Raw genomic sequence first — 18756 nt, 5'->3', positions numbered from 1 at the left:
TTAATCTCCTTACAAAAGATCTTTTTTCCTAAAGGCAATATATCCCAAATATGCCAAAATTGCTCCCATTATGATAGGATATATGATGGCATATACCATTAAGAGTGTTGCTCCCAGTGTATCAAGAAGATAATAGGCAACCGGTCCTATAACGGTTAGTTCGGGATCAAAAAGTGAAATTGCCCCGATACGGAATACTTCTATAGGGTTGAGCATGGCCAACACAATGATCAATCCGTCATTCATCCTGTTCTGAAGCATCAGTCCCATCAATGCAATATCAATGAATGCCAGCATTGCAATCCAGACCACAAAAGAACTTCCCAGTGCAATATCTGTTGACTTGACCAGAGTCGAAAGGAAAAATGCCAGTCCCAAAAAAACAAAACTCAAAGAGAAGAGAAGCGTGGAGTAAAGAAATACCATACGCCACGGCAGTTCACCTCCTTTAAAAAGACCGAAAACAACACCAAGCAAAAGAGCGAGAAAAACCGGCATAAAAACCGTCAGGAACCGTCCGAGCATTTTACCCCAATAATAGTCCTTTAACGCCACAGGAAAAGAGAGCATATATTCAAGGACATTACTTTCACGGTCTCCAGAGATCGATTTTACTGTTGTGATTAAAATGAAAATAGGCAAAATAATGATCGTTACCTGAATAAAAATCAGTAACATACGGCTCAGCCCGGTAAAGCCCATTACCACAGAATCTGAAACTCCAGTGATAAAAAAGAGTGCCATCAGACCACCAAACACAACAGAGTAGACATAGAACCATTTTGAGCGCAACGACTCTTTTATATCCAGGTATGCCACAAGAAAAATATTTTTCATCAGTAGTTCCTAACTTTATGTGTGTTCTTTTTTTCGATCTCTCTTATCTTCTCGGTTACACGTGGAAGATCATATGTTTTGGCTCCGTCCGGCAAGGTTTCATCACTGTATGCGGCAAAACCAAATGCCATAGGGGTGATCGCTCCTTCAGTATATTTTGCCTGTCTTGCATCCAGCCATAAACCACTCTTTGCATCAGTGACCCATATGATTGCCTGATCTCTCCACGGGATGTTTGTCTCATCTATCCAGAGTACCGCGCAGCCGATATCATCAAATTTATAATCCCTGCCGCTTTCAGGCTCTATGATCTGAACAGCAAATTTGCGTTCACTGATAGCCATTTTACAGCGTTCGCACATATCCCGGTCCCAGTGCATTTTTACTGCTTCTCCTGTCGATTTTTTATCACAGCCAGGAAAAACCAGTAAAAAAAGAAGCCCTGTAAAAAAGAGAAATTTAAACTTTTTCATCTTCTACCACCTTTCCAAGATCCATATAGATTTTCCGATTAACCAACCCTTCGATCTCATCAAGTCTGTGTGTAATAAAAAGGGTGGAACATGACACATCAATCTCACCAAGAAGTTCATAGAACTTCTCTCGTCCTTTCGGATCAAGGTTGGCTGTCGGTTCATCAAAAATAAGCAGGTCGCTTTTTTTGGAAAGAGCGATCGCGATCAGAAGTTTTTGCTTCATTCCTCCGGAAAGTTTGAAGAAGGGTTTGGAAATATGTTTTTTAAGGTCCAGATCCATCCGGTTGGATTCTTCAAAGATTTTTGCTCTGGAGACTCCGGAACTGCGTTCCACATAAAGAAGCAGCTCTTCAAGACTCAGTTTGACAGGCGGTGGCAGCTGAGGAATAAAACTGATGTTCTTCAGCACATCCACTCTCTGCTTTACAGGGTCATACCCGTTGACACTAATCACTCCACTGTCAATATGATAAAACCCGAGTATCGCCCGTACTAGCGTAGTCTTTCCTGCACCATTAGGTCCCATCATCGCAATACGGTCCCCACGTTCTACAGTAAGATCAACATTGTCAAGCACTCTGCTTCCCATGAACACCTTGCTTACCTTTTGGACTTTAACCAGCATCAGATCAAATCCTTCAGTCTAAACTCATAATTGTAGGCATCGGTATGACACACATCAAAGCATCTGCCACACAGTGTACAGTCACCATTGACCACCAGTTGTGTTTCCACACCTTTCTCTTTTCTCTCTTTGTCATATTTTGGTTTAATGAACTCCAAGACATGGTCTTCAAAGCAAGCATTCAGACAGGCACCGCAGTGGTCACATCTGTTCATATCCCACTTGACTTTGGTCATACTTGCCCAGCCAAGCATATTGTAGGTTGTACCTACCGGACAGATATATTTACACCATGCCCTTCTGGAGTAGAATATTTCAATGGAAAGTACCACAAGCACCCATACAAAAGCCAGACTCCATCCATATGTAATCGCACGGCTCAAATACCCGATAGGATTGATCACTTCAAAAACAAGATAGCCATCTATCGCTGCAGCTGCCAGAAAGATCCCCCAGAAAACAAAGCGTACATTCGGTGTGAATTTATGCTCCTTAATGATCTTTCTGCGCACAAGTATTTGATGAATACGCTCTCCTATCTCACTGAGTATCCCATACGGACATACCCATGCACAATATGCTTTACCGCCAATAAGAAAATAGAAAACGATCAGTGTCATCGTACCAATAATCACATTGGTATGGAAATGGTGCTCTGCTGCAAAGATCTCCAGCGCGGTAAACGGATCGACCAGGTGAAATCCAAACAGTCTTGATCCGTTCAGTGTACCTTCCAGCATCTGCAGATCAATATGGAAAGAGAGGAAAAAGAGCAGATTAATGATGATGATACTCAACCACCTCCATGCTCTGAGGGTAAGTCTGAGTTTTCCGTTTTTGGTTTTGTAATACAAGGTACTCAACAAAGGAGCATTGATCAACTCCTTGACGCTACCGTTATATCTATCCATTTGCTATCCTTTGCTTGGGGCTGGAACAGAAGTCGGAAACGACTTCTATGACACTTACTGCTGCTCTTTCAGTTTTGTTTCGAACGATCCAATCTCGTCAGAGAGCTCTTTCATCTGACTCTCTTCCATTTTACTGAGCAGACCATACATTACATAGTTCTTCCTTGCACCCGATTTGAAGTCCACCAAATCCTGATAAACTTTTTGTGCACTGAGACCTATGAGTTTCGGACCGATGATTCCTTCACCGTTTACTCCGTGACAGGAAGCACATTTCTGTTTATAGAGCGGGCTCACATTGAATGCTGCTACATTCCCTGCTTTCTCTTTCAGAGCCTGAAGTTTCTCATCCAGTTCTTTCTTTTTCTTTTCCTGCTCTTTTTCGATCTCTACCTGGCTCAAGCTTTCTACAGGTTCCACCTGTAAAACTGTCTGTGTATCAAGTTTCACCTTTACTTCTGTCTTGGCGATCATTTTTTTGATCTCTTCAAGCTTATTGACCTCTTTATCAGACTGATATACCAAAAACATTGCTCCAAGTGCCAGTACCGTTACAATAGCCGCTAATACATGTTTCATTTTCCTTGACTCCTCATCTCTCTGATTTCTCTGTTAAACCTTTCGATCTCTTTTGCAATAGCCTTGAGACGCTCTTCCTCTATACGATTGACCAGCTCTCTCATCAGCTCATTCTTCTTCCTGCCTGTTTTAAATGCAATGATCTGTTCATAGATAAATGTTGCATTCTTGTCCAGCAGAGCTGGCCCGATCACCCCGTTCGCGTAATCATCATGGCAGGCGGAACACAAAAGACGGTAATCAGGACTCAACTGCTGTATCATCAGTGTAATCTGTACACTCTCGTATGGGGATTTGATATTTCTGTAAGCATCAAGCTCTGTTCTTACCTTGGATGTTTCAGAGTTGTATTCATTCCCTTTTTTCTCTTTATTGTAGGAGTAATAGAATTGCCCGCTGTTCTCTTTTGACTCCCCCTCTTTTTTCAGTGTTTTTACAACCCCCTCCGTTACAACGATATCTCCTGTGGTTTTTACTTCTGAAGCTGATTCACTTGGCTTTTCGCTACTGCATCCATTAAAACAGACCAGTGCTGTTCCCAATGAGATGATCCATACTGTATTACGCATTTTTACTTCCTTTGTTTTTTTCATACACTTCAGCATACGTTGCATACGGAAGAATTTGGAGCACTTTTGTCGGACAAACTTCCACACAGGCACCACATCCAACACACGCATCCCTGATCTCAGGGAAGAGTCCCCCGTTCTTTGAGACCATTCCAATAGCCTGTTCAGGGGCAGGATAGGGGCACATATCAGCACAGAGACTGCATATTTTCCCCTCCTCTGCACTCAATTTCTGCAAAAGCTCTTTTTGCAGCTTCACTTTTTCCTCGTCATTATCGTAAATGTTTACTTTTCGTGCCAGCCGCTCTGCATTTGTGATCACTTTCGTATGGTCATAGATACGGCCGATCATCTCCCTGGTGACTTTTTTGTTCTCCAATGCAATACAGGCACTTTCATTTACGATGATCACCATACCCATATGTACTTTATCGATCACATTTGCTTCATGGTTAAGTGCACCGGTCGGACATGCCAACACACAGGGAAAAGCTTCACAAAGATAACATCCCCTGGCCAGAGGATCAATATAAGCTGTTCCCACACCAGCTTTCCCGTCTATATCTTCCAGCTTGATGGAATCATAAGGACAGACCTGAAGACACTGCCCACACTTGATACACATAGAGAGATACTGATCTTCAGGTACAGCACCTGGAGGCCTTAACCTCCCTTTTTCCGGCTTGAAACCTTTTGCTGCCCAGATCCCTCCGGCTGCAGCAATCCCAAGCACACCAAGACCGGCTGCCTGTTTCATGAATGCGCGTCGTTTCAACTCCTCTTTCGAAGCTGGCTGTTGTACTTTCTCTTCCATTATACCTGCCCTTCGTACATTTTAGGATGTTCATCACTCAATAACAATACCGGCTCCGAAAAAGGTGCCAGCTTTGCCAAAAAGTTCAAAATAGAAATCACCGGTGAGCCGTAAAAAAACTTCACATTATGATTGAGAAGCCACACTTTGTCGGCATAGGCATAATAGTTATAGGCACTATCACCTATACCGTCACCATTCCTATCAAAGCCTTCGTAGTCATCCCAATAGTTCCCGTCAAAATAATTCTCTGTGACCTTGGTATTGTAAGAATCATTAACAATATTTTCAATATTTCCTTTAAAAACATTGTTCTCGAAGCGGTTATGCAAACTTAAAGAGTGAAAATGAATCCCTTCACTGTTGTAAATAATACGGTTTCCTTCTATCAGATTGGTCTCACCGGGTTCATATGGTGACCTGTCCACATATAATCCTCTTGCACAATAGATGATCGTGTTGTTCTTCAGGATAAAATTGCTGGCATCCTTCAGTCCAATACCCAGTCCTGTGGTTCCCAGAGAGTTTTGTATCAGGTTTCCTGTAGCTACCGTATCACGTGAATACATGAAGAATATCCCTACAGAGTTGTGTTTATAGACATTATCTCTTACAAAGTTCTTTCCTGTATACATAAAATGCAGTGAATACCTTCCATACTCACCCAGATTTTTTTCTATCAGGTTTCCATGCGAGTACCACACAACAAAGTCGCGTGACTTGTAAAGATGGTTTCCGCTCAGGTGGTTGTCGTTGCTGTACCACAACCGTACACCGTCACCCCGAATACCAAGGTCAAAAGGTTTAGACTCAATATAGTTGTTATTGATCTCTGAGCTTGTCACTTCTGCCATATCGATACCAAAAAGACAGTCAACGATCCGGTTATTCTCAACTATGCACTGTGTCACCTTCTTAAGGGCAATTCCGGCATCCACTTTGTCATGATTTTCCCCACTGTTTCGAATGGTAAGATTCTTTACAGTAACTCCGGAACTCAAAATGGTAATAACCGTACTTTTGCCATCACCTTCTATCACTGCTTTCTGATCTTTACCGTCTATGATCAGCGGTTTGTCAATTACAATATTCCCGCGGTAAATACCTGCAGGCAATTCCAGACGTGATCCCGGTTTTGCATTGTCAATAGCCTCCTGCAATACATTGCCTGCCGAGGACAAAGAACTTATTGCGATACTGAAAGCTATGATCTTTTGTATCATTTTATACTTCTTGTTTACTTTTCTGATATTTACGTTTTGCCGCCAATGCCAAAATACTCAGCACACTGATCGCAACCAAAAGCCAGAAACCAAGTGTCGGATAGGAATGCGTGATGAACTGCGCTACTTTCCCGTCCCCAAAAACCGTAGGAGTAAAAGGTTTAATCTTGAATGCACCCCAGTCATGCATATGGTGTCCAAACCAGTAGAGCCAATAAGAGTAGAACCCTATGAAAACCAACGGCAATACCACAGGGATCAGCATAAGAAGATTCAAGAGTCTATTGTTATAGATCATGAACATCGCCATGATCCATGCTACAAAGATCAGGGCATAAGGTGCCAACATACGAAGATACGGTGCTCCTCTCTCCATCGGGTCCATTCCGATATAATGATTGATCGTATTCATCTCATGTACATCCCCGCTGAATCCGTCAAAGTGGTAAAATACAGGGATCCCTTCGGGAAATGCATCTTTAGGATAGTTTGGTGCTTCAAGTGCCACATACCAGATCGGTGCTGTCACTACATTCAGCTCCATATCATCGGCGATCATTTTTCGCAGATTGTTCGCATCCTCTTTAGGAATGTTTGGAGAGACATATCGTCCACTCTGATAATAGTCCCAGACCTTTACCGTCATATCAGAGAGATGCTCTCCTTTCCCCTGTCGTCCCATCTCGACAACATTATGTGTAAATACAGCAGGAATGACGAACCAATATAGCAATATACCCAATGCCAACAGTGTAAACAGTCTTGACTTTGCCAAAGAACTCATAGATATCCTTTCTTTATAGATATATTTAAAAACTCAAACAAATCAAGTTTTTAAATATGCCTATATCCCTTATACAGTATATTCTACCCTATTCACTTTCGATAATACTTGATATCTATCAAATTAAATTATACTTTAAAACCATAAGCTTTATTTATAGGATAGTGTATAAAGGGGGGGTCCCCTTTATATTGTAGATGCTAGAAGAGATTCGCGTTTTCGTCGATCCACTTAAGATATTCAATGATATCTTTTGTCTGCTGTTCTGTCATTCCCTGGTTAGGCATTTTAAGATTGAAGTAGTTGATCATAGACTTAATATAGTCATTCTCATACATTTTTTCAGGATGCATGATCCACTCAGCTACCCATTGTTCCCCGTTCTCATGTCTTTGGAGTACACCTGTCAAATCCGGACCGGAAGATACTTTTCCGATGACATGACATCCGTTACACCCACCTTCAAGATATGCGGTTTCACCTCGTTTTGCTGCTTCACTCATCGGTTTTGCCACTTTCTTGACCAGGAGATCTTTCGCTCTGATACCAACATCAGCTGTTTTGACCATATACTGCCAGATCATATTTTCAAAAAGGATCGCTTTTTCAAGATCTCCGGCTTTCACTGCTGCATCAGACTTTTTCTTCTGCTCAGCGATCTTACCGTACTGATCCAATGCATCCACAACCAAAGCTTTGACAGTCGGATACTTCTCATAGTGGTTATCTTTAAGGAACTTCACAACACTTTGAATAACTTTATCAGTCGCATTGTTTACAGCTACAGTCTGTTCATACTCTTTTTTGAGCTGTTCAGGGCTCATTGCTGCCATTTTGAGTTTTTTAGCCGCTGTATATTTCTTGTTCGGATCTTTTACCATAAGGTATCCCATCATCTCCAGGTGAAGTGCGGAACAGAACTCTGTACAGTAGTAAGGGAATACGCCCTCCATGTCTGCTTTGAATGTAGCGGCAACGGTTTTACCCGGTTCGAGTGAAGTGTGTATATTATAGTTGTCCACTGTAAATCCGTGTGTTTCATCCTGTGCTCTTTCAAGATTTGTCAAATAGAAAGTTACAATATCACCTTTATTTACCGTTACACGCTCCGGATTAATATGTGATCTCACCACAGTACCGTACACATAGACATGATTCCCTTTTCTTACGATTTTCTCCTGTCCTGCAAGTGTTTTACCCTCATGGACTTCACCGGTAAAGGCATTTGTCCCCATTTTATAGCGTACATGTGTATGCAGTTTGCTTGCTCTTATCGCCACTGCCTGGTGCGGCTCCCCCAGAGGTACCGGCATATCATAAAGCAGTTGCATCTTCTTGCCTCGGATATCTATTAGCTGGTGGTTTTGCGGGTGCAATGGCCCTATCTCGTTAAATCTGTCAATTGCCAGTTTGTTCAGTGCAATGATGTAGTCTCCCTGAGGATCAGCTGACTTGCCCTCCATACCACAAAGGTGTCCGATATTATAGTTGACATTCTGTCTGTCTTCTACTTTACATGTTTTGTAATTCCATTTGACAACCTGGGAATCAACATAAAGAGAAGTATAAATTTCACCATCTTTCCAGTTCTTTCCATACTGGTTGTGTAATGGTCCAAGACCAAGCTCAGCTTGACAATGCATAGTTTTCTTGAGATCTAAAATCGGAATACCGTATGGGTCTTTTCCTACATAATCTTTATTCTTGATTGCTTTCATAAGCTTGTCAAAATCGTAAACTGTTGCATGTGTGTCAAGTTTACCGCAGACAACAATACTTTTACCATCTGGTGATACATCTACACCGTGGGGTGATTTCGGCTCAGGGATCAGAAAGAGGGCATCATTTTTGATCGCGACATTCATAGGAATAACTCTATGTCCGTTAATGATCTTCACATTCTTGTCATCTTTTGCAAGTTCAGCCAGCTTCTTCCAGTTGTACATATGCAGAAAATCGGTATCGTTACGACTCATACCCGCTTCAAATGGCGGAAGCCCTTTTTCGATACCTCCGGTATACATTTCGGAGTTGAAAGAGTTGGTGAACCCCCAACCGTTACTTGCCGCCTTGCCTGAATCAGAAAGATCCTGCATATACGGAGGCATTTCAATCGTAAATGATTCCTCAGGAATGATCTTGCCTTTTTCATGATCGAACTTCCAAACTGTCACACCGCCTCGGTAGGTCTCTTTATACTCTTCGATGGGATGATAGTTGTTATCAAAAGGAGCTGCGTATTGACATGCTTCCAGAATATATTCGGAGTTCGGCGTAAAGAACGCTCCACCGTGGTCTGATTTAAAGACCGGGTTTACCACGATCTGCTTGGTAACGAAGTCTGCAAGATCTATTACTGCAAGTCTTGGATTTGCCTTGTCGTTAATGACCAGCCATTTCCCATCATATTTGCCAGCTGTTTCTGAGAGAGCCGGGTGATGTGTGTCACCCCATGTGATCTGCTTGCCTCTGATATTACCCTGTGCAAGAATTTTTTTGGTATCATCATCGTACCCCCATCCCTGCCACGGTTCCGGGGTAAAGACACCGATATATTTCAGGATCCTCATAGAGGGTACACCATAGACCATGATCTGTCCGGACTGTCCACCGGAACTGAATACAATATACTTGTCACGTCCGCCACTAGGTGTATAGGTTTTTGCTGCTGCCAGCAGGTCAGCCTGTGTCAACCCTCTCTCTTTCATCACTTTATCCAGCTCTCCCGCACCAAAAAGTGTCGTTACACTCAGTGCAGAACCAAGAACAAGCGATGCGAATCTGCTTAATCTGTAGCTCATTTTTTCCTCCTTAAAATTTTAGTCAATAACACAAAGTACTATCGCCCATCTTTTCATTATATCTTAATCTTATTATAAATATAATTGATTTACATCAAGAATTTAACACTAATTTAACACTTCTCTGATAAATACAAACCAGTCAAATCAACAAACTTATATAGAAAAAGAGATATTTTCAAGAGGATTCTATAAAAAGTTTAAGATCCTCTCTTATGGATGAATGTATTGTTTTATAAAAAAGATAGGAACAGTAAAAACAGAATTACAGTATAAAAGGAGAAATAACAGAGAGGATAAGGCTATGATAAAGATAGATGTTTGAAACAGAAGACAGGCCGGGCATGAAGAGTGGACTCTTCATACTTGTCAAAAATCAAGCTTTTAGAATTTATAGCTTAGATTTGTATAGAAATAACGTCCCGGCTCATTCATCAACATGACATTATCCACTCCTCCGCTTGTATCGGTAAGGAGGATCAGGTCTTTATAGGTATTGGATACTGCATAGGTTTTATCAAATATATTATCTATGCCCAGAGTCAGTTCAAAATGCTTGCCAAAATTCTTTGTTCCTTTAAGGTTAAGTATCGCATAGGCATCCAACTCCTGCTCACCGTTTTCCCAGTCAATATGCGTCCAACTGTCAGAAGCAATCAGTTCAGCTCGCAATACCAAACTGTCATCATAATCATAATTTACGGCCGCATTGAGTTTAAATGGCGGGATCTCAGGCATATTAGTCCCAGTCTGCCCAGTTAAAGGAGTCTCTTTTTTTCCCCTTTGATATGACATGCCATAATCAAAATAGAGTGATTCTGTTGCAATATATATACCGCTTAATTCAATCCCATAGATTGTTGCATCAACATTTTCATAGGCATTTTCAGCTGCACCCATCATATTCACATTATTTGCATTATATGCAATATAGTTATCCAGCATACTGTAGAATGCTTTTACTTTCAGTGTTGCATTATCAAATTGTTTTTCAAGCCCAATGTCAAATTCGTAATTCACTGTATCTTCCAGATCAGGTGTACCGATCTCATTACCCATACTTCCTATCCAGTAAAGTTCCTTGGCATCAGGTACTCTTGATGACTTTCCAAGCCCTATAAAATATTTGGTACCGGTATCCGTATGATAGGTTCCAAAGATATAACCATTCAGTTCATTATAATCATTACTCTGCTGTGAAGCATTGTCTGAAGTGATCGTTGTATCGTCATACCGTAAACCCACCTCCAAAACGAGTTTGTCCATTTTGATCTTGTCTTTGATAAATACTGCCGTATTCTTCGTATCTACATCATATATACTGTGAAAAACGGATTCAGGCAGAGGAACACCATCTTTATAGTATCCACCGTCCCAGTTTCTCAGACTGTAGTCCAGTCCTGTTGTGATCGTATGGTTATCAAGTTCAAAACGGTTTTTGATCTTGGCTCCCTGCATTTTTGTCTCCAGGGCATGTGTCATTTCAAAGCCTTTGATCACTGCTGTTTCACGATACATGGTCGACATTGGATGCTCAACTGTCGACCGATAGAGTTGAAAATCGAGTTCTTTTGAATATCTGCCAAGCTCTTTTACGATATATTCAAGATTATAAATGTCTGAATCATCATAGAGTGCATCCATTTTGGAAGAAGGATAGAGGATATCATCACTTCTGTTTGCTGTATAGCCAAGCCTTAACTCCTGATTATCAGTAATATCCCAAAAGAGTTTTGCCATAAATGTTTTTTTTGTATAGGCATCCATATCCTGATAGACTGACTGGTATTGTGCATCCGGGGGTACTACACCTTCTGAAATATTTCTGGCTATCTGTCCCACAAAGTCATCACCGTTGCCATCTTCATATTGTCCACTTGTCTCAACTGAACCGCTTAGCAAGACCCTTACCCTGTCTGTACCGCCGCTCATTGAGAATGCTCCCTTCTTATACCCCCAGCTACCAAAACCAAGATTAAGGTCTCCTGTAAACTCTTTTTTCGGTTTAATAGTATGTATCTTGACATCTGCACTCAATACCCCGAAATCTTCTACATTGTAGGGTCCTTCATTGATCTCGATATAATCAATGTTGTTCGTTAATACATGAGAAACAGGAGGATCCATTCTGTTTGGACAGGCACCATACACTTTGACTCCATCCATCGTGACACTGATATTGTCTTTTTTCTGTCCCCTTACGATCACATCATTGGCAATACCGCTTCTTCTGACCAGTGACACGCTTGGTGACTGCTTAAAAAGTGCTTCTGCCAAGTCTGCTGATTTGATCTCTTCTCCGTGTACATCCTTGATCACTTCCGTATCGATGTTGGCTTCCACATCGATTGTTCCCAATTCTGCCTGTGCCGCATGCAGTGATACAGCACAGACCAGTGAGAGGGCTATCGTTTGTTTTTTGATCATCATTCTTCTCCCCTAAAATCATTTTAAAAGAGTATGCCAAGCTAGTGTTAAATTTGTGTTAAGTTTATAATAAAATTTACCTGAGTTTATAGCGGAGCGATAGGTTAACGACAACCGGCAGGGAGATCGGTGCTTTTTTCACATTTACAGGGAAAGCACTTTTGATGGCTTTTCTTGCAGAAGCATAAAAAACCCTGGGTCCGGAGAGAGAGATATTGCCTACCTGTCCATTGGCCAGAATAGTAAAACACGCTTTCACTGTTCCCTGCATCCCGCGTCTTTGTGCAATACGCGGGTACGATTTGGCTCGATTGATCTTTCTGCGAACCTCTGCCAAAAACTTGTTCTTCTCTGCAGTGCTGTGACGGGGAGAGCCGCCACTGTTTATCTCTCTTTTTTGCTGTACTTTTCTTCTCTTTTTAACCGGTTTCTTTTTGGGTTTCGGTGTGACCTTCTTAACCGGTTTGACTATCGGTATCTCCTTGATGACCGTTTCATGAGTGGCCTCCTCTTTTGCCGGCTCTTCTTTAATTTCGGGCTCTTTGGGCTCTTCAGTCTCCGGCAAAGGATCAGACTCTAGTTCAGGTTCTTTGGACTCTTCAGCCTCCGGTAGAGGATCAGGTTTGGCTTCAGACTCCGTTTCCAGGGTCTGTTCTTCTGTTTTTGTCTCTTTGGAGTTCTCGGCAGGAGACAGTACCTCCGGAGTGAAAGCAGCAAGGGAAAAATGCATAATTGTTTCTTGAGAATTTTGGTCTGATACAGGATGTCGGGTCAGTATATAAAAGTAGGCTCCGGCCAGTAAAAGGTAGAGAAATGTTGTGCCAAGGAAGGAGATCAGGTACCGGTGTTTTACCACAACATCCCTTTATACAGTTTATTTTATAAGGATGTTGAAGTTTAGCAAAGATATGTTAAAGAAATATTAATTGAAATCAAAACTTGACTTTTATACATTTCAAAAATATATTTTACGAAAAAGTATATGGGCACTGTTTGGTAACACTTTATTAACAAAATTACTATACAATCGTCGGAAGGTAGGAGTTGTTATGCATCATAAACTTATCATTTTAAGCATTTCCTTTTTTATACTTGCCGTTCAGCTTGGCGCCCAAGAGACAACGGAGCAGACAAAAGAGTTAAACATATTGATCACCCAGATCAAAAACAGTTCTTCAGATGATCGGAGGATTGCAATGAACAAGCTCAAAATAAAACTTAGAAAAATGAATAAAGAGATCCGACGAAAAATCATGTTGGATCTTCAGGAATCTTTTGCAGCCAAAAGCACATCTGTGCAAAAATCCCGTGATACCTCCGATATACAGAACAGTATGCAGCTACATATGCAACTTCAGCAGCTGGGAGGACACGGCTCAATGAGAAATGGACAAGGCGGGACTCACAGGTGACTCTTCTGAAAATCACTCTATCCATACTATTGTGTTCGTCAGCTCTTTTGGCATATGAAGATCAGGATATTGATGGTGTAGATGACAGCAAAGACCTCTGTGCAGACACCCCTTTTGATGTCATTGTAGATGAAAGAGGCTGTCCATATGACAAAAAATACCCGGGAAAGATCACTCTTCAGCTGGGAAGCGATATCAGCTTCAATACCTTATCGGCCACATCAAGCAATTTAAACCTGTTTGTAAATTATGATTATGGTCACTGGAGTTTTTCCCTTTCAAGCTCAAACTACAGTACAACCAATATCAACACGATTACCCGCTCTGAAAACAGTCTCTATTTTACGGCAGGATACCTCTTTCAAACCCCTTCCTTCAACACCAAAGTATCAATGGGAACAAAATTTTCTTTAACGGGTGATGAGACATCCGGTAGAGACAATGATTATTTCAGCTCTGTTAACTTTGACTATTTCATCAACACAAAACAAAATATTTTTTTCTATTACAGTTATACAGTTAGCGGTGACAGTCCAACAATGGACTATAATAATTTTTATTCCTGTTCTACAGGAACAGGTTATGCCTTGACCGACAAATGGTACAGTGCTCTCTCTTACAGCTACTCCGGTTCTGCCTATCCGGAGAATGAAGCCTATAAAGCGCTCTCATGGTTCAACGCTTATACTGTATCAAAAGACCTTTTTGTTACCTGCAATTATGCCTATACACTGGATAAGCTCTCTTATGACCATATCATATCTTTTAATGTAGGAGTACATTTTGAGTAAACTGCTTCTTCTTGAAGATGATCCTGCCCTTTCAAAAACACTGATAAAATATCTTGCACACCATGGCTATGAAGTAGACTGGGCCAAAAATGGTGAAGAGGCGATAGAGCTCAGCTATGCCTGTAACTACACACTTTACCTTTTTGATATCAATGTGCCTGTAATGAACGGAATTGATCTGCTTACTGCCCTCAGGGAGGCAGAAGATTTTACTCCGACCATTATAATCAGTGCACTGGGAGATATCGCTTCGGTAACAAAAGGGTTCATTGCCGGAGCAGACGACTATATAAAAAAACCTTTTGACCCGGATGAACTTATTGTAAGAATAAAGGCCAAAACCAGTACATTAAAAGAACTCCTCCAGTTTAAAGATTTTGAGATCGATATCAGAAGAGAAGAGATTTTTCATCAGGGAAATCCCATACACTTGGGAGAAGTACAAAAAAAGATTTTTACAACACTGGTCCGAAACCATCCTGCTCCTGTTACCAAAGATGAACTTATGCTGCTGCTGGAAAAACCTTCTGATCTGGCACTGAGGGTCAACATTGCCAAACTCAAGAAAAATCTTGATATTCAAATTAAAAATGTAAGAGGAGTAGGTTATAAAATTATCTGAAAAAGAGTCTTTGCTTAAAAGTTTTATCCTGTTTTTTCTTGTCATTGAGATCTTCCTGATCTTTATTTTCTATCATTACTATAAAATAGAAGAAGAACATACAAGAGAGAATATTTTTTTGGAAATGAAGAACTACAGTCTCTTTTTTGATGATGACCGCTTTGATATTGATATCGTTCAGAGAGATAAAAAAAGTAAATTCTATGAGCTTTATTTTGATACGGATTCACTCTTTATCCTCATCCCTTTCCCTACTGACAACAATGACCTTCTCAAAGTCTTTTACCCCAAAAAAAAGTATGAAGCACTTTTATATACCATTAAGCTCTCTATACTTCGGCAATTTCTTTTCCTCTCTTTTATCGCTGTCCTGATCTCACTGCTGTTCTCTTTCTATGTACTCAGCCCTTTGCGTCACTCTTTGCAGCTTTTAGAGGTTTTCATCAAAGATATTATCCATGACCTCAACACACCTCTTACCTCCATCCTTATCAACCTTAAAATGATGGATGCCAAAAATGAAGAGGTGGAAAGTATTACAAGCAGTGCAAAGACCATTTCCATGCTCCATTATAATCTTAATGCCTATCTTAAAGAGATGGCGTTTGAAAAGGAAAAATTTCATCTTAAAGAAGTCATCAATGAACAGGTTGCTTTTTTTGCTCCGATGTATCACTATCTTGACTGGGAGGTAAACATACAGGACACCATTATCAAAAGTGATAAAAATGCGCTTGCACGCATCATATACAATCTTCTCAGCAATGCGTGCAAATATAATATTTCCAAAGGTTTCATAAAAATACAAGCCGATAAAGATACCATCTCTATCTCCAACAGCAGTTATGGCATCAAAAACCCTTCAAGAATATTCAAACGCTTTTATAAAGAGAGTGACAGAGGCCTGGGTATCGGATTGCATATTGTAGAGAAATTATGTACAGAGCTTGATATTGAAAAAGAACTGAAAGTAACGGACAGTACTGTTACCATACACCTGCATCTGGGGAAGGTAACATTGAAGTAACAAATATTTTTTATACTTTTGTTTACAACTTAACAGAAAAGAAGGAAAAAGAATGATCAGGAAATATCTTATTGGATCAACGCTGGCGGTATTGCTTTTGGCAGGATGTGGAGGAGGAAGCAGCGATACAGTTTCTTCAACTACAGGTTATTTGGTCGACTCGGCTGTAGAAAATGTTGATTATGACTGTATTGCAGACGGTGACTACAACAAAACAACCGGTGCTGACGGCGCATTTACATGCCAAAATATGCATCAGGTACGATTTAGACTGAGCTATTTGGTTCTTGGAGATATTTCTGCATTGCCGGCAGACGGATATGTTTTTCCGCAGGATATCATAGGTGTGGCCAGAGACCAGATCGAAAATGAAGAGGTAACTGCCATGGCACAACTCCTTCAGTCACTGGATGAAGATGCCAACTTGACCAATGGTATTCAAATCTCCGAAGAGGCCAAAAGAGCTCTTGTCGAAGATGCAAACTTTACTGCATCGGACCTTGACTTCTATGCTCTTCGTGCTGCCATACAGCTGCGTACGCAAACAGAGGCACAGGAGCATTTAAGAGAAACCCTGCAGGAGGTCATACTGAGTACAGGCAATAGCTTTGACCTTTCACTCTATCCGGAATCCAACCTGACAGATGCACAAAAATATACGATCGCCTTTATGTGGAATGAAGAGAAACTGGCAAAAGATCTCTATCTTGCACTCAACAGCATCTATCCTACCCAGCAACTTGAAAATATTGCAACCCGGTCGGAAACAAAACATCAGGCACTGGTAGAAGAGTTGGTACAAAGATATGATCTCAATATCACTAATTTGATAGACTACTCGGAACATTATTCAGAAGAAGAGCTGAGAGCCTTTGAACCTGGCCAATTCGGTATTCAGGCTGTACAGGATCTTTACGATGCCCTCTACAGTATAGGAAGCCAGTCACAGCAGGATGCACTTGAAGTAGGATGTATGGTAGAGGTTACTGATATCAATGATCTCAATGAGGAAATAGCCATTGCAGAGGAAGTAAATGCTTCTGATCTTGTTGCTGTATTCAGTCATCTGCGTGATGGAAGCTACAACCACTACTGGGCCTTTGATACAGGTCTTAAAAATCTTGGTATTACGGAAGGATGCTGTGCTTTAGGTACGATCGATGGCATAAACTACTGTCACCCGGAATACCCACAAAACAGTCATATACCCCAGTAGCCTGTAATAGACTTTCAGAAATTACATTTCCCATCCTTGCAACAGCACCGGGATGGGCCCCTCAAACCACTACTCCCTTAGATATTAGAGCACCATTTGCTTCTTACAAAAACTTCACTTTCTGTTCATCTCTCAGTACTATAGTGGTCATAGTCTTTATACGGCAATGATGAACCACTCCTGATACTTCAGTAAGAGTTTTAAGTATAAATGACTTAAAACTTTTATACAACTTCTACACTGTTTAGTAACACCCTGGTAACAATATTGTTTTACAATTTAACCCGGATTATGCATTGGAGATGCCAAATATCTTACTCATGCTCTGATGAGCCTGTAAGAGATTGGTGATCATTAATACGTATCCCCTATTTCACTCTTCAGAAAGTGTGACTTCTGTAAAACAATTCAAAGGAGAGACAATGAAAAAACTCATTCTAACAATAAGTATGCTAACGGTCGGATTAGCGGCAACAGACTTTTCACAAATGACTATGGAACAACTTAATGCGATGAGAGGTACAGTAGCTACAGAAGAAAGAGATGCATTCCGAGCAGAGATGCAGAACAGACTTAAAGCCATGAGCCCTGAAGAGCGCCAGGCATATGCAGCTGCACGAAGAAAAAACGCAGATAAAGGTCAAGGGACAATGCAGAGACTCAGAGACGGATCCGGCAGCGGTATCATCTATAGAGGTGGGGGTAGAAGGTAACCCGCCATCTTCATTATTACCATACCCTCTAACAATTTTTCAAGACATACCTGCTACTTGGTAACAATAGAGATGTTCTCAAATCCTTTAGCTTTCATCACATCGATCACTTGAACAAAGTAGTCAAACGGTGTTAACTTGTCTGTATGCAGAGAGACTGTATCACTTTTGGGGTCAAGTGCATTCAGCCTTGCCTGTATCATATCAAAAGGGAGTTCTTCTTTGTTGTAAAAGTACTTTCCTTCCTTATTGATCGCAATAACAATGCTCTTTTTATCTTCCTCTTTCTTTGTACTGGCCGAAGGGAGATCGATCTTGATGGTTTTATTGGTGACAAAACTTGCTGTTGCCAAGACAATGACCAGCAGAACCAGTACAATATCGATGAACGGTACAACGTTCATCTTGTCAAAACGCTCTCGTCTCATATGTTGCGTTTTCCCTGTTTGTCCCGGTATATCTCCCACTCTGAGAGAATTCTGTCAACTTTTGTCAGCAATGCATTATAAATCGCTGTTGCAGGGATCGCTACGATCAAACCTGCGGCAGTCGCTTTAAGTGCCAAAGCCAAATGCTTCATGATCTCTCCCGGGTCAATACTCTCTTGTTGTTCTCCAATAATATAAAACGTCAAAATGATCGCAAGTACCGTTCCCAAAAGTCCAATATAGGGTGCATTCACCCCAATAGAAGCAATAGTAGAAAGATGTTTTCCAAGATCCAGTTCCAACTCCTTCTCATGCTCATAGTTCTCAAGTTTGACACTGCGGTAGAAAAGTACACGCTCTATAGCGAATGCAAATGTAATAAAACTCAAAAAAAGGAGAAATCCTATGATCCCGTAATCAACAATATTCTTTATCTGTTCTACTGGCATCTGACCTCTTTTGATTTAGTATAATATCTATAGGATTATATTGGAAATTAGA

20 protein-coding genes are annotated in these 18756 nt (G+C 40.9%); 6 read left to right on the top strand and 14 right to left on the bottom strand.

Going from position 1 to position 18756, the window contains the following annotated elements; genetic code table 11:
- Positions 1-9: 9 nt before the first annotated feature.
- From IMZ28_RS01470 to IMZ28_RS01415, 12 genes are all read right to left on the bottom strand, one after another.
- Positions 10-837, bottom strand: a complete 828-nt coding sequence (locus tag IMZ28_RS01470) for an ABC transporter permease (protein ID WP_197548876.1) — start codon at positions 835-837, stop codon at positions 10-12.
- Positions 837-1310 carry an LIM domain-containing protein gene (locus IMZ28_RS01465; RefSeq protein WP_197548875.1) on the bottom strand — a complete coding sequence of 158 codons (474 nt, stop codon included), beginning with the start codon at positions 1308-1310 and terminating at the stop codon, positions 837-839. Before IMZ28_RS01465 ends, IMZ28_RS01470 begins: the two co-directional genes overlap by 1 nt.
- Positions 1297-1938 (bottom strand): ABC transporter ATP-binding protein, encoded by a 642-nt coding sequence (locus IMZ28_RS01460; RefSeq protein ID WP_332061154.1) that lies wholly within the window; start codon positions 1936-1938, stop codon positions 1297-1299. Before IMZ28_RS01460 ends, IMZ28_RS01465 begins: the two co-directional genes overlap by 14 nt.
- Positions 1938-2849 (bottom strand): NapH/MauN family ferredoxin-type protein, encoded by a 912-nt coding sequence (locus IMZ28_RS01455; protein WP_197548874.1) that lies wholly within the window; start codon positions 2847-2849, stop codon positions 1938-1940. Before IMZ28_RS01455 ends, IMZ28_RS01460 begins: the two co-directional genes overlap by 1 nt.
- A 54-nt stretch (positions 2850-2903) precedes the next feature.
- The gene (locus tag IMZ28_RS01450) at positions 2904-3428 is read right to left on the bottom strand and encodes a c-type cytochrome (protein ID WP_197548873.1); all 525 of its coding nucleotides are present in this window, start codon (positions 3426-3428) and stop codon (positions 2904-2906) included.
- Positions 3425-3997, bottom strand: coding sequence for a c-type cytochrome (locus tag IMZ28_RS01445; protein ID WP_197548872.1), 573 nt, complete (start codon positions 3995-3997; stop codon positions 3425-3427). Before IMZ28_RS01445 ends, IMZ28_RS01450 begins: the two co-directional genes overlap by 4 nt.
- Positions 3990-4811, bottom strand: a complete 822-nt coding sequence (locus IMZ28_RS01440; protein ID WP_197548871.1) for a 4Fe-4S dicluster domain-containing protein — start codon at positions 4809-4811, stop codon at positions 3990-3992. The genes IMZ28_RS01445 and IMZ28_RS01440 overlap by 8 nt, the downstream gene beginning before the upstream one ends.
- Positions 4811-6034: a nitrous oxide reductase family maturation protein NosD gene (locus IMZ28_RS01435; RefSeq protein ID WP_197548870.1), complete on the bottom strand. Its 1224-nt coding sequence runs from the start codon at positions 6032-6034 to the stop codon at positions 4811-4813. The genes IMZ28_RS01440 and IMZ28_RS01435 overlap by 1 nt, the downstream gene beginning before the upstream one ends.
- A 1-nt stretch (position 6035) precedes the next feature.
- Positions 6036-6818, bottom strand: coding sequence for a cytochrome C (locus IMZ28_RS01430; protein ID WP_197548869.1), 783 nt, complete (start codon positions 6816-6818; stop codon positions 6036-6038).
- A 200-nt stretch (positions 6819-7018) separates the two neighbouring features.
- Positions 7019-9619: a Sec-dependent nitrous-oxide reductase gene (gene nosZ, locus IMZ28_RS01425; protein WP_197548868.1), complete on the bottom strand. Its 2601-nt coding sequence runs from the start codon at positions 9617-9619 to the stop codon at positions 7019-7021.
- A gap of 384 nt (positions 9620-10003) precedes the next feature.
- Positions 10004-12049 (bottom strand): TonB-dependent receptor, encoded by a 2046-nt coding sequence (locus IMZ28_RS01420; RefSeq protein ID WP_232087493.1) that lies wholly within the window; start codon positions 12047-12049, stop codon positions 10004-10006.
- A gap of 73 nt (positions 12050-12122) precedes the next feature.
- Positions 12123-12776, bottom strand: a complete 654-nt coding sequence (locus IMZ28_RS01415) for an energy transducer TonB (RefSeq protein WP_197548867.1) — start codon at positions 12774-12776, stop codon at positions 12123-12125.
- Positions 12777-13095: 319 nt separating this feature from the next.
- Here IMZ28_RS01415 and IMZ28_RS01410 point away from each other — a divergent pair, with 319 nt between their 5' ends.
- From IMZ28_RS01410 to IMZ28_RS01385, 6 genes are all read left to right on the top strand, one after another.
- The gene (locus IMZ28_RS01410) at positions 13096-13458 is read left to right on the top strand and encodes a hypothetical protein (RefSeq protein ID WP_197548866.1); all 363 of its coding nucleotides are present in this window, start codon (positions 13096-13098) and stop codon (positions 13456-13458) included.
- Positions 13455-14249: a hypothetical protein gene (locus IMZ28_RS01405; RefSeq protein WP_197548865.1), complete on the top strand. Its 795-nt coding sequence runs from the start codon at positions 13455-13457 to the stop codon at positions 14247-14249. Before IMZ28_RS01410 ends, IMZ28_RS01405 begins: the two co-directional genes overlap by 4 nt.
- The gene (locus tag IMZ28_RS01400; RefSeq protein ID WP_197548864.1) at positions 14242-14871 is read left to right on the top strand and encodes a response regulator transcription factor; all 630 of its coding nucleotides are present in this window, start codon (positions 14242-14244) and stop codon (positions 14869-14871) included. Before IMZ28_RS01405 ends, IMZ28_RS01400 begins: the two co-directional genes overlap by 8 nt.
- A 10-nt stretch (positions 14872-14881) precedes the next feature.
- The gene (locus IMZ28_RS01395) at positions 14882-15898 is read left to right on the top strand and encodes a sensor histidine kinase (protein ID WP_197548863.1); all 1017 of its coding nucleotides are present in this window, start codon (positions 14882-14884) and stop codon (positions 15896-15898) included.
- A gap of 52 nt (positions 15899-15950) precedes the next feature.
- The gene (locus IMZ28_RS01390; protein ID WP_197548862.1) at positions 15951-17114 is read left to right on the top strand and encodes a DUF2202 domain-containing protein; all 1164 of its coding nucleotides are present in this window, start codon (positions 15951-15953) and stop codon (positions 17112-17114) included.
- Positions 17115-17536: 422 nt separating this feature from the next.
- Complete coding sequence (locus IMZ28_RS01385; protein WP_197548861.1) at positions 17537-17827, top strand: DUF1104 domain-containing protein; 291 nt, start codon at positions 17537-17539, stop codon at positions 17825-17827.
- A gap of 53 nt (positions 17828-17880) precedes the next feature.
- Here IMZ28_RS01385 and IMZ28_RS01380 read toward each other — a convergent pair whose 3' ends face one another.
- Positions 17881-18255 (bottom strand): ExbD/TolR family protein, encoded by a 375-nt coding sequence (locus IMZ28_RS01380; RefSeq protein ID WP_197548860.1) that lies wholly within the window; start codon positions 18253-18255, stop codon positions 17881-17883.
- A complete protein-coding gene (exbB, locus tag IMZ28_RS01375) occupies positions 18252-18704 on the bottom strand; it encodes a TonB-system energizer ExbB (RefSeq protein WP_197548859.1) in 453 nt (150 codons plus the stop codon). The genes IMZ28_RS01380 and exbB overlap by 4 nt, the downstream gene beginning before the upstream one ends.
- Between the last annotated feature and the right edge of the window lie 52 nt (positions 18705-18756).

The sequence above is a fragment of the Sulfurovum indicum genome (assembly GCF_014931715.1).
GTDB classification, from domain to species: domain Bacteria; phylum Campylobacterota; class Campylobacteria; order Campylobacterales; family Sulfurovaceae; genus Sulfurovum; species Sulfurovum indicum.
The sequence above is the reverse complement of the archived record's forward strand: the minus strand, read 5'-3'. Positions and strand labels throughout refer to the sequence as shown.

Coding starts and splice junctions, on each gene's coding strand:
- IMZ28_RS01470 (WP_197548876.1), bottom strand. CDS start 837: ATGAAAAATATTTTTCTTGTGGCATACCTGGATATAAAAGAGTCGTTG.
- IMZ28_RS01465 (WP_197548875.1), bottom strand. CDS start 1,310: ATGAAAAAGTTTAAATTTCTCTTTTTTACAGGGCTTCTTTTTTTACTG.
- IMZ28_RS01460 (WP_332061154.1), bottom strand. CDS start 1,938: ATGCTGGTTAAAGTCCAAAAGGTAAGCAAGGTGTTCATGGGAAGCAGA.
- IMZ28_RS01455 (WP_197548874.1), bottom strand. CDS start 2,849: ATGGATAGATATAACGGTAGCGTCAAGGAGTTGATCAATGCTCCTTTG.
- IMZ28_RS01450 (WP_197548873.1), bottom strand. CDS start 3,428: ATGAAACATGTATTAGCGGCTATTGTAACGGTACTGGCACTTGGAGCA.
- IMZ28_RS01445 (WP_197548872.1), bottom strand. CDS start 3,997: ATGCGTAATACAGTATGGATCATCTCATTGGGAACAGCACTGGTCTGT.
- IMZ28_RS01440 (WP_197548871.1), bottom strand. CDS start 4,811: ATGGAAGAGAAAGTACAACAGCCAGCTTCGAAAGAGGAGTTGAAACGA.
- IMZ28_RS01435 (WP_197548870.1), bottom strand. CDS start 6,034: ATGATACAAAAGATCATAGCTTTCAGTATCGCAATAAGTTCTTTGTCC.
- IMZ28_RS01430 (WP_197548869.1), bottom strand. CDS start 6,818: ATGAGTTCTTTGGCAAAGTCAAGACTGTTTACACTGTTGGCATTGGGT.
- nosZ (WP_197548868.1), bottom strand. CDS start 9,619: ATGAGCTACAGATTAAGCAGATTCGCATCGCTTGTTCTTGGTTCTGCA.
- IMZ28_RS01420 (WP_232087493.1), bottom strand. CDS start 12,049: ATGATGATCAAAAAACAAACGATAGCCCTCTCACTGGTCTGTGCTGTA.
- IMZ28_RS01415 (WP_197548867.1), bottom strand. CDS start 12,776: ATGCATTTTTCCCTTGCTGCTTTCACTCCGGAGGTACTGTCTCCTGCC.
- IMZ28_RS01410 (WP_197548866.1), top strand. CDS start 13,096: ATGCATCATAAACTTATCATTTTAAGCATTTCCTTTTTTATACTTGCC.
- IMZ28_RS01390 (WP_197548862.1), top strand. CDS start 15,951: ATGATCAGGAAATATCTTATTGGATCAACGCTGGCGGTATTGCTTTTG.
- IMZ28_RS01385 (WP_197548861.1), top strand. CDS start 17,537: ATGAAAAAACTCATTCTAACAATAAGTATGCTAACGGTCGGATTAGCG.
- IMZ28_RS01380 (WP_197548860.1), bottom strand. CDS start 18,255: ATGAGACGAGAGCGTTTTGACAAGATGAACGTTGTACCGTTCATCGAT.
- exbB (WP_197548859.1), bottom strand. CDS start 18,704: ATGCCAGTAGAACAGATAAAGAATATTGTTGATTACGGGATCATAGGA.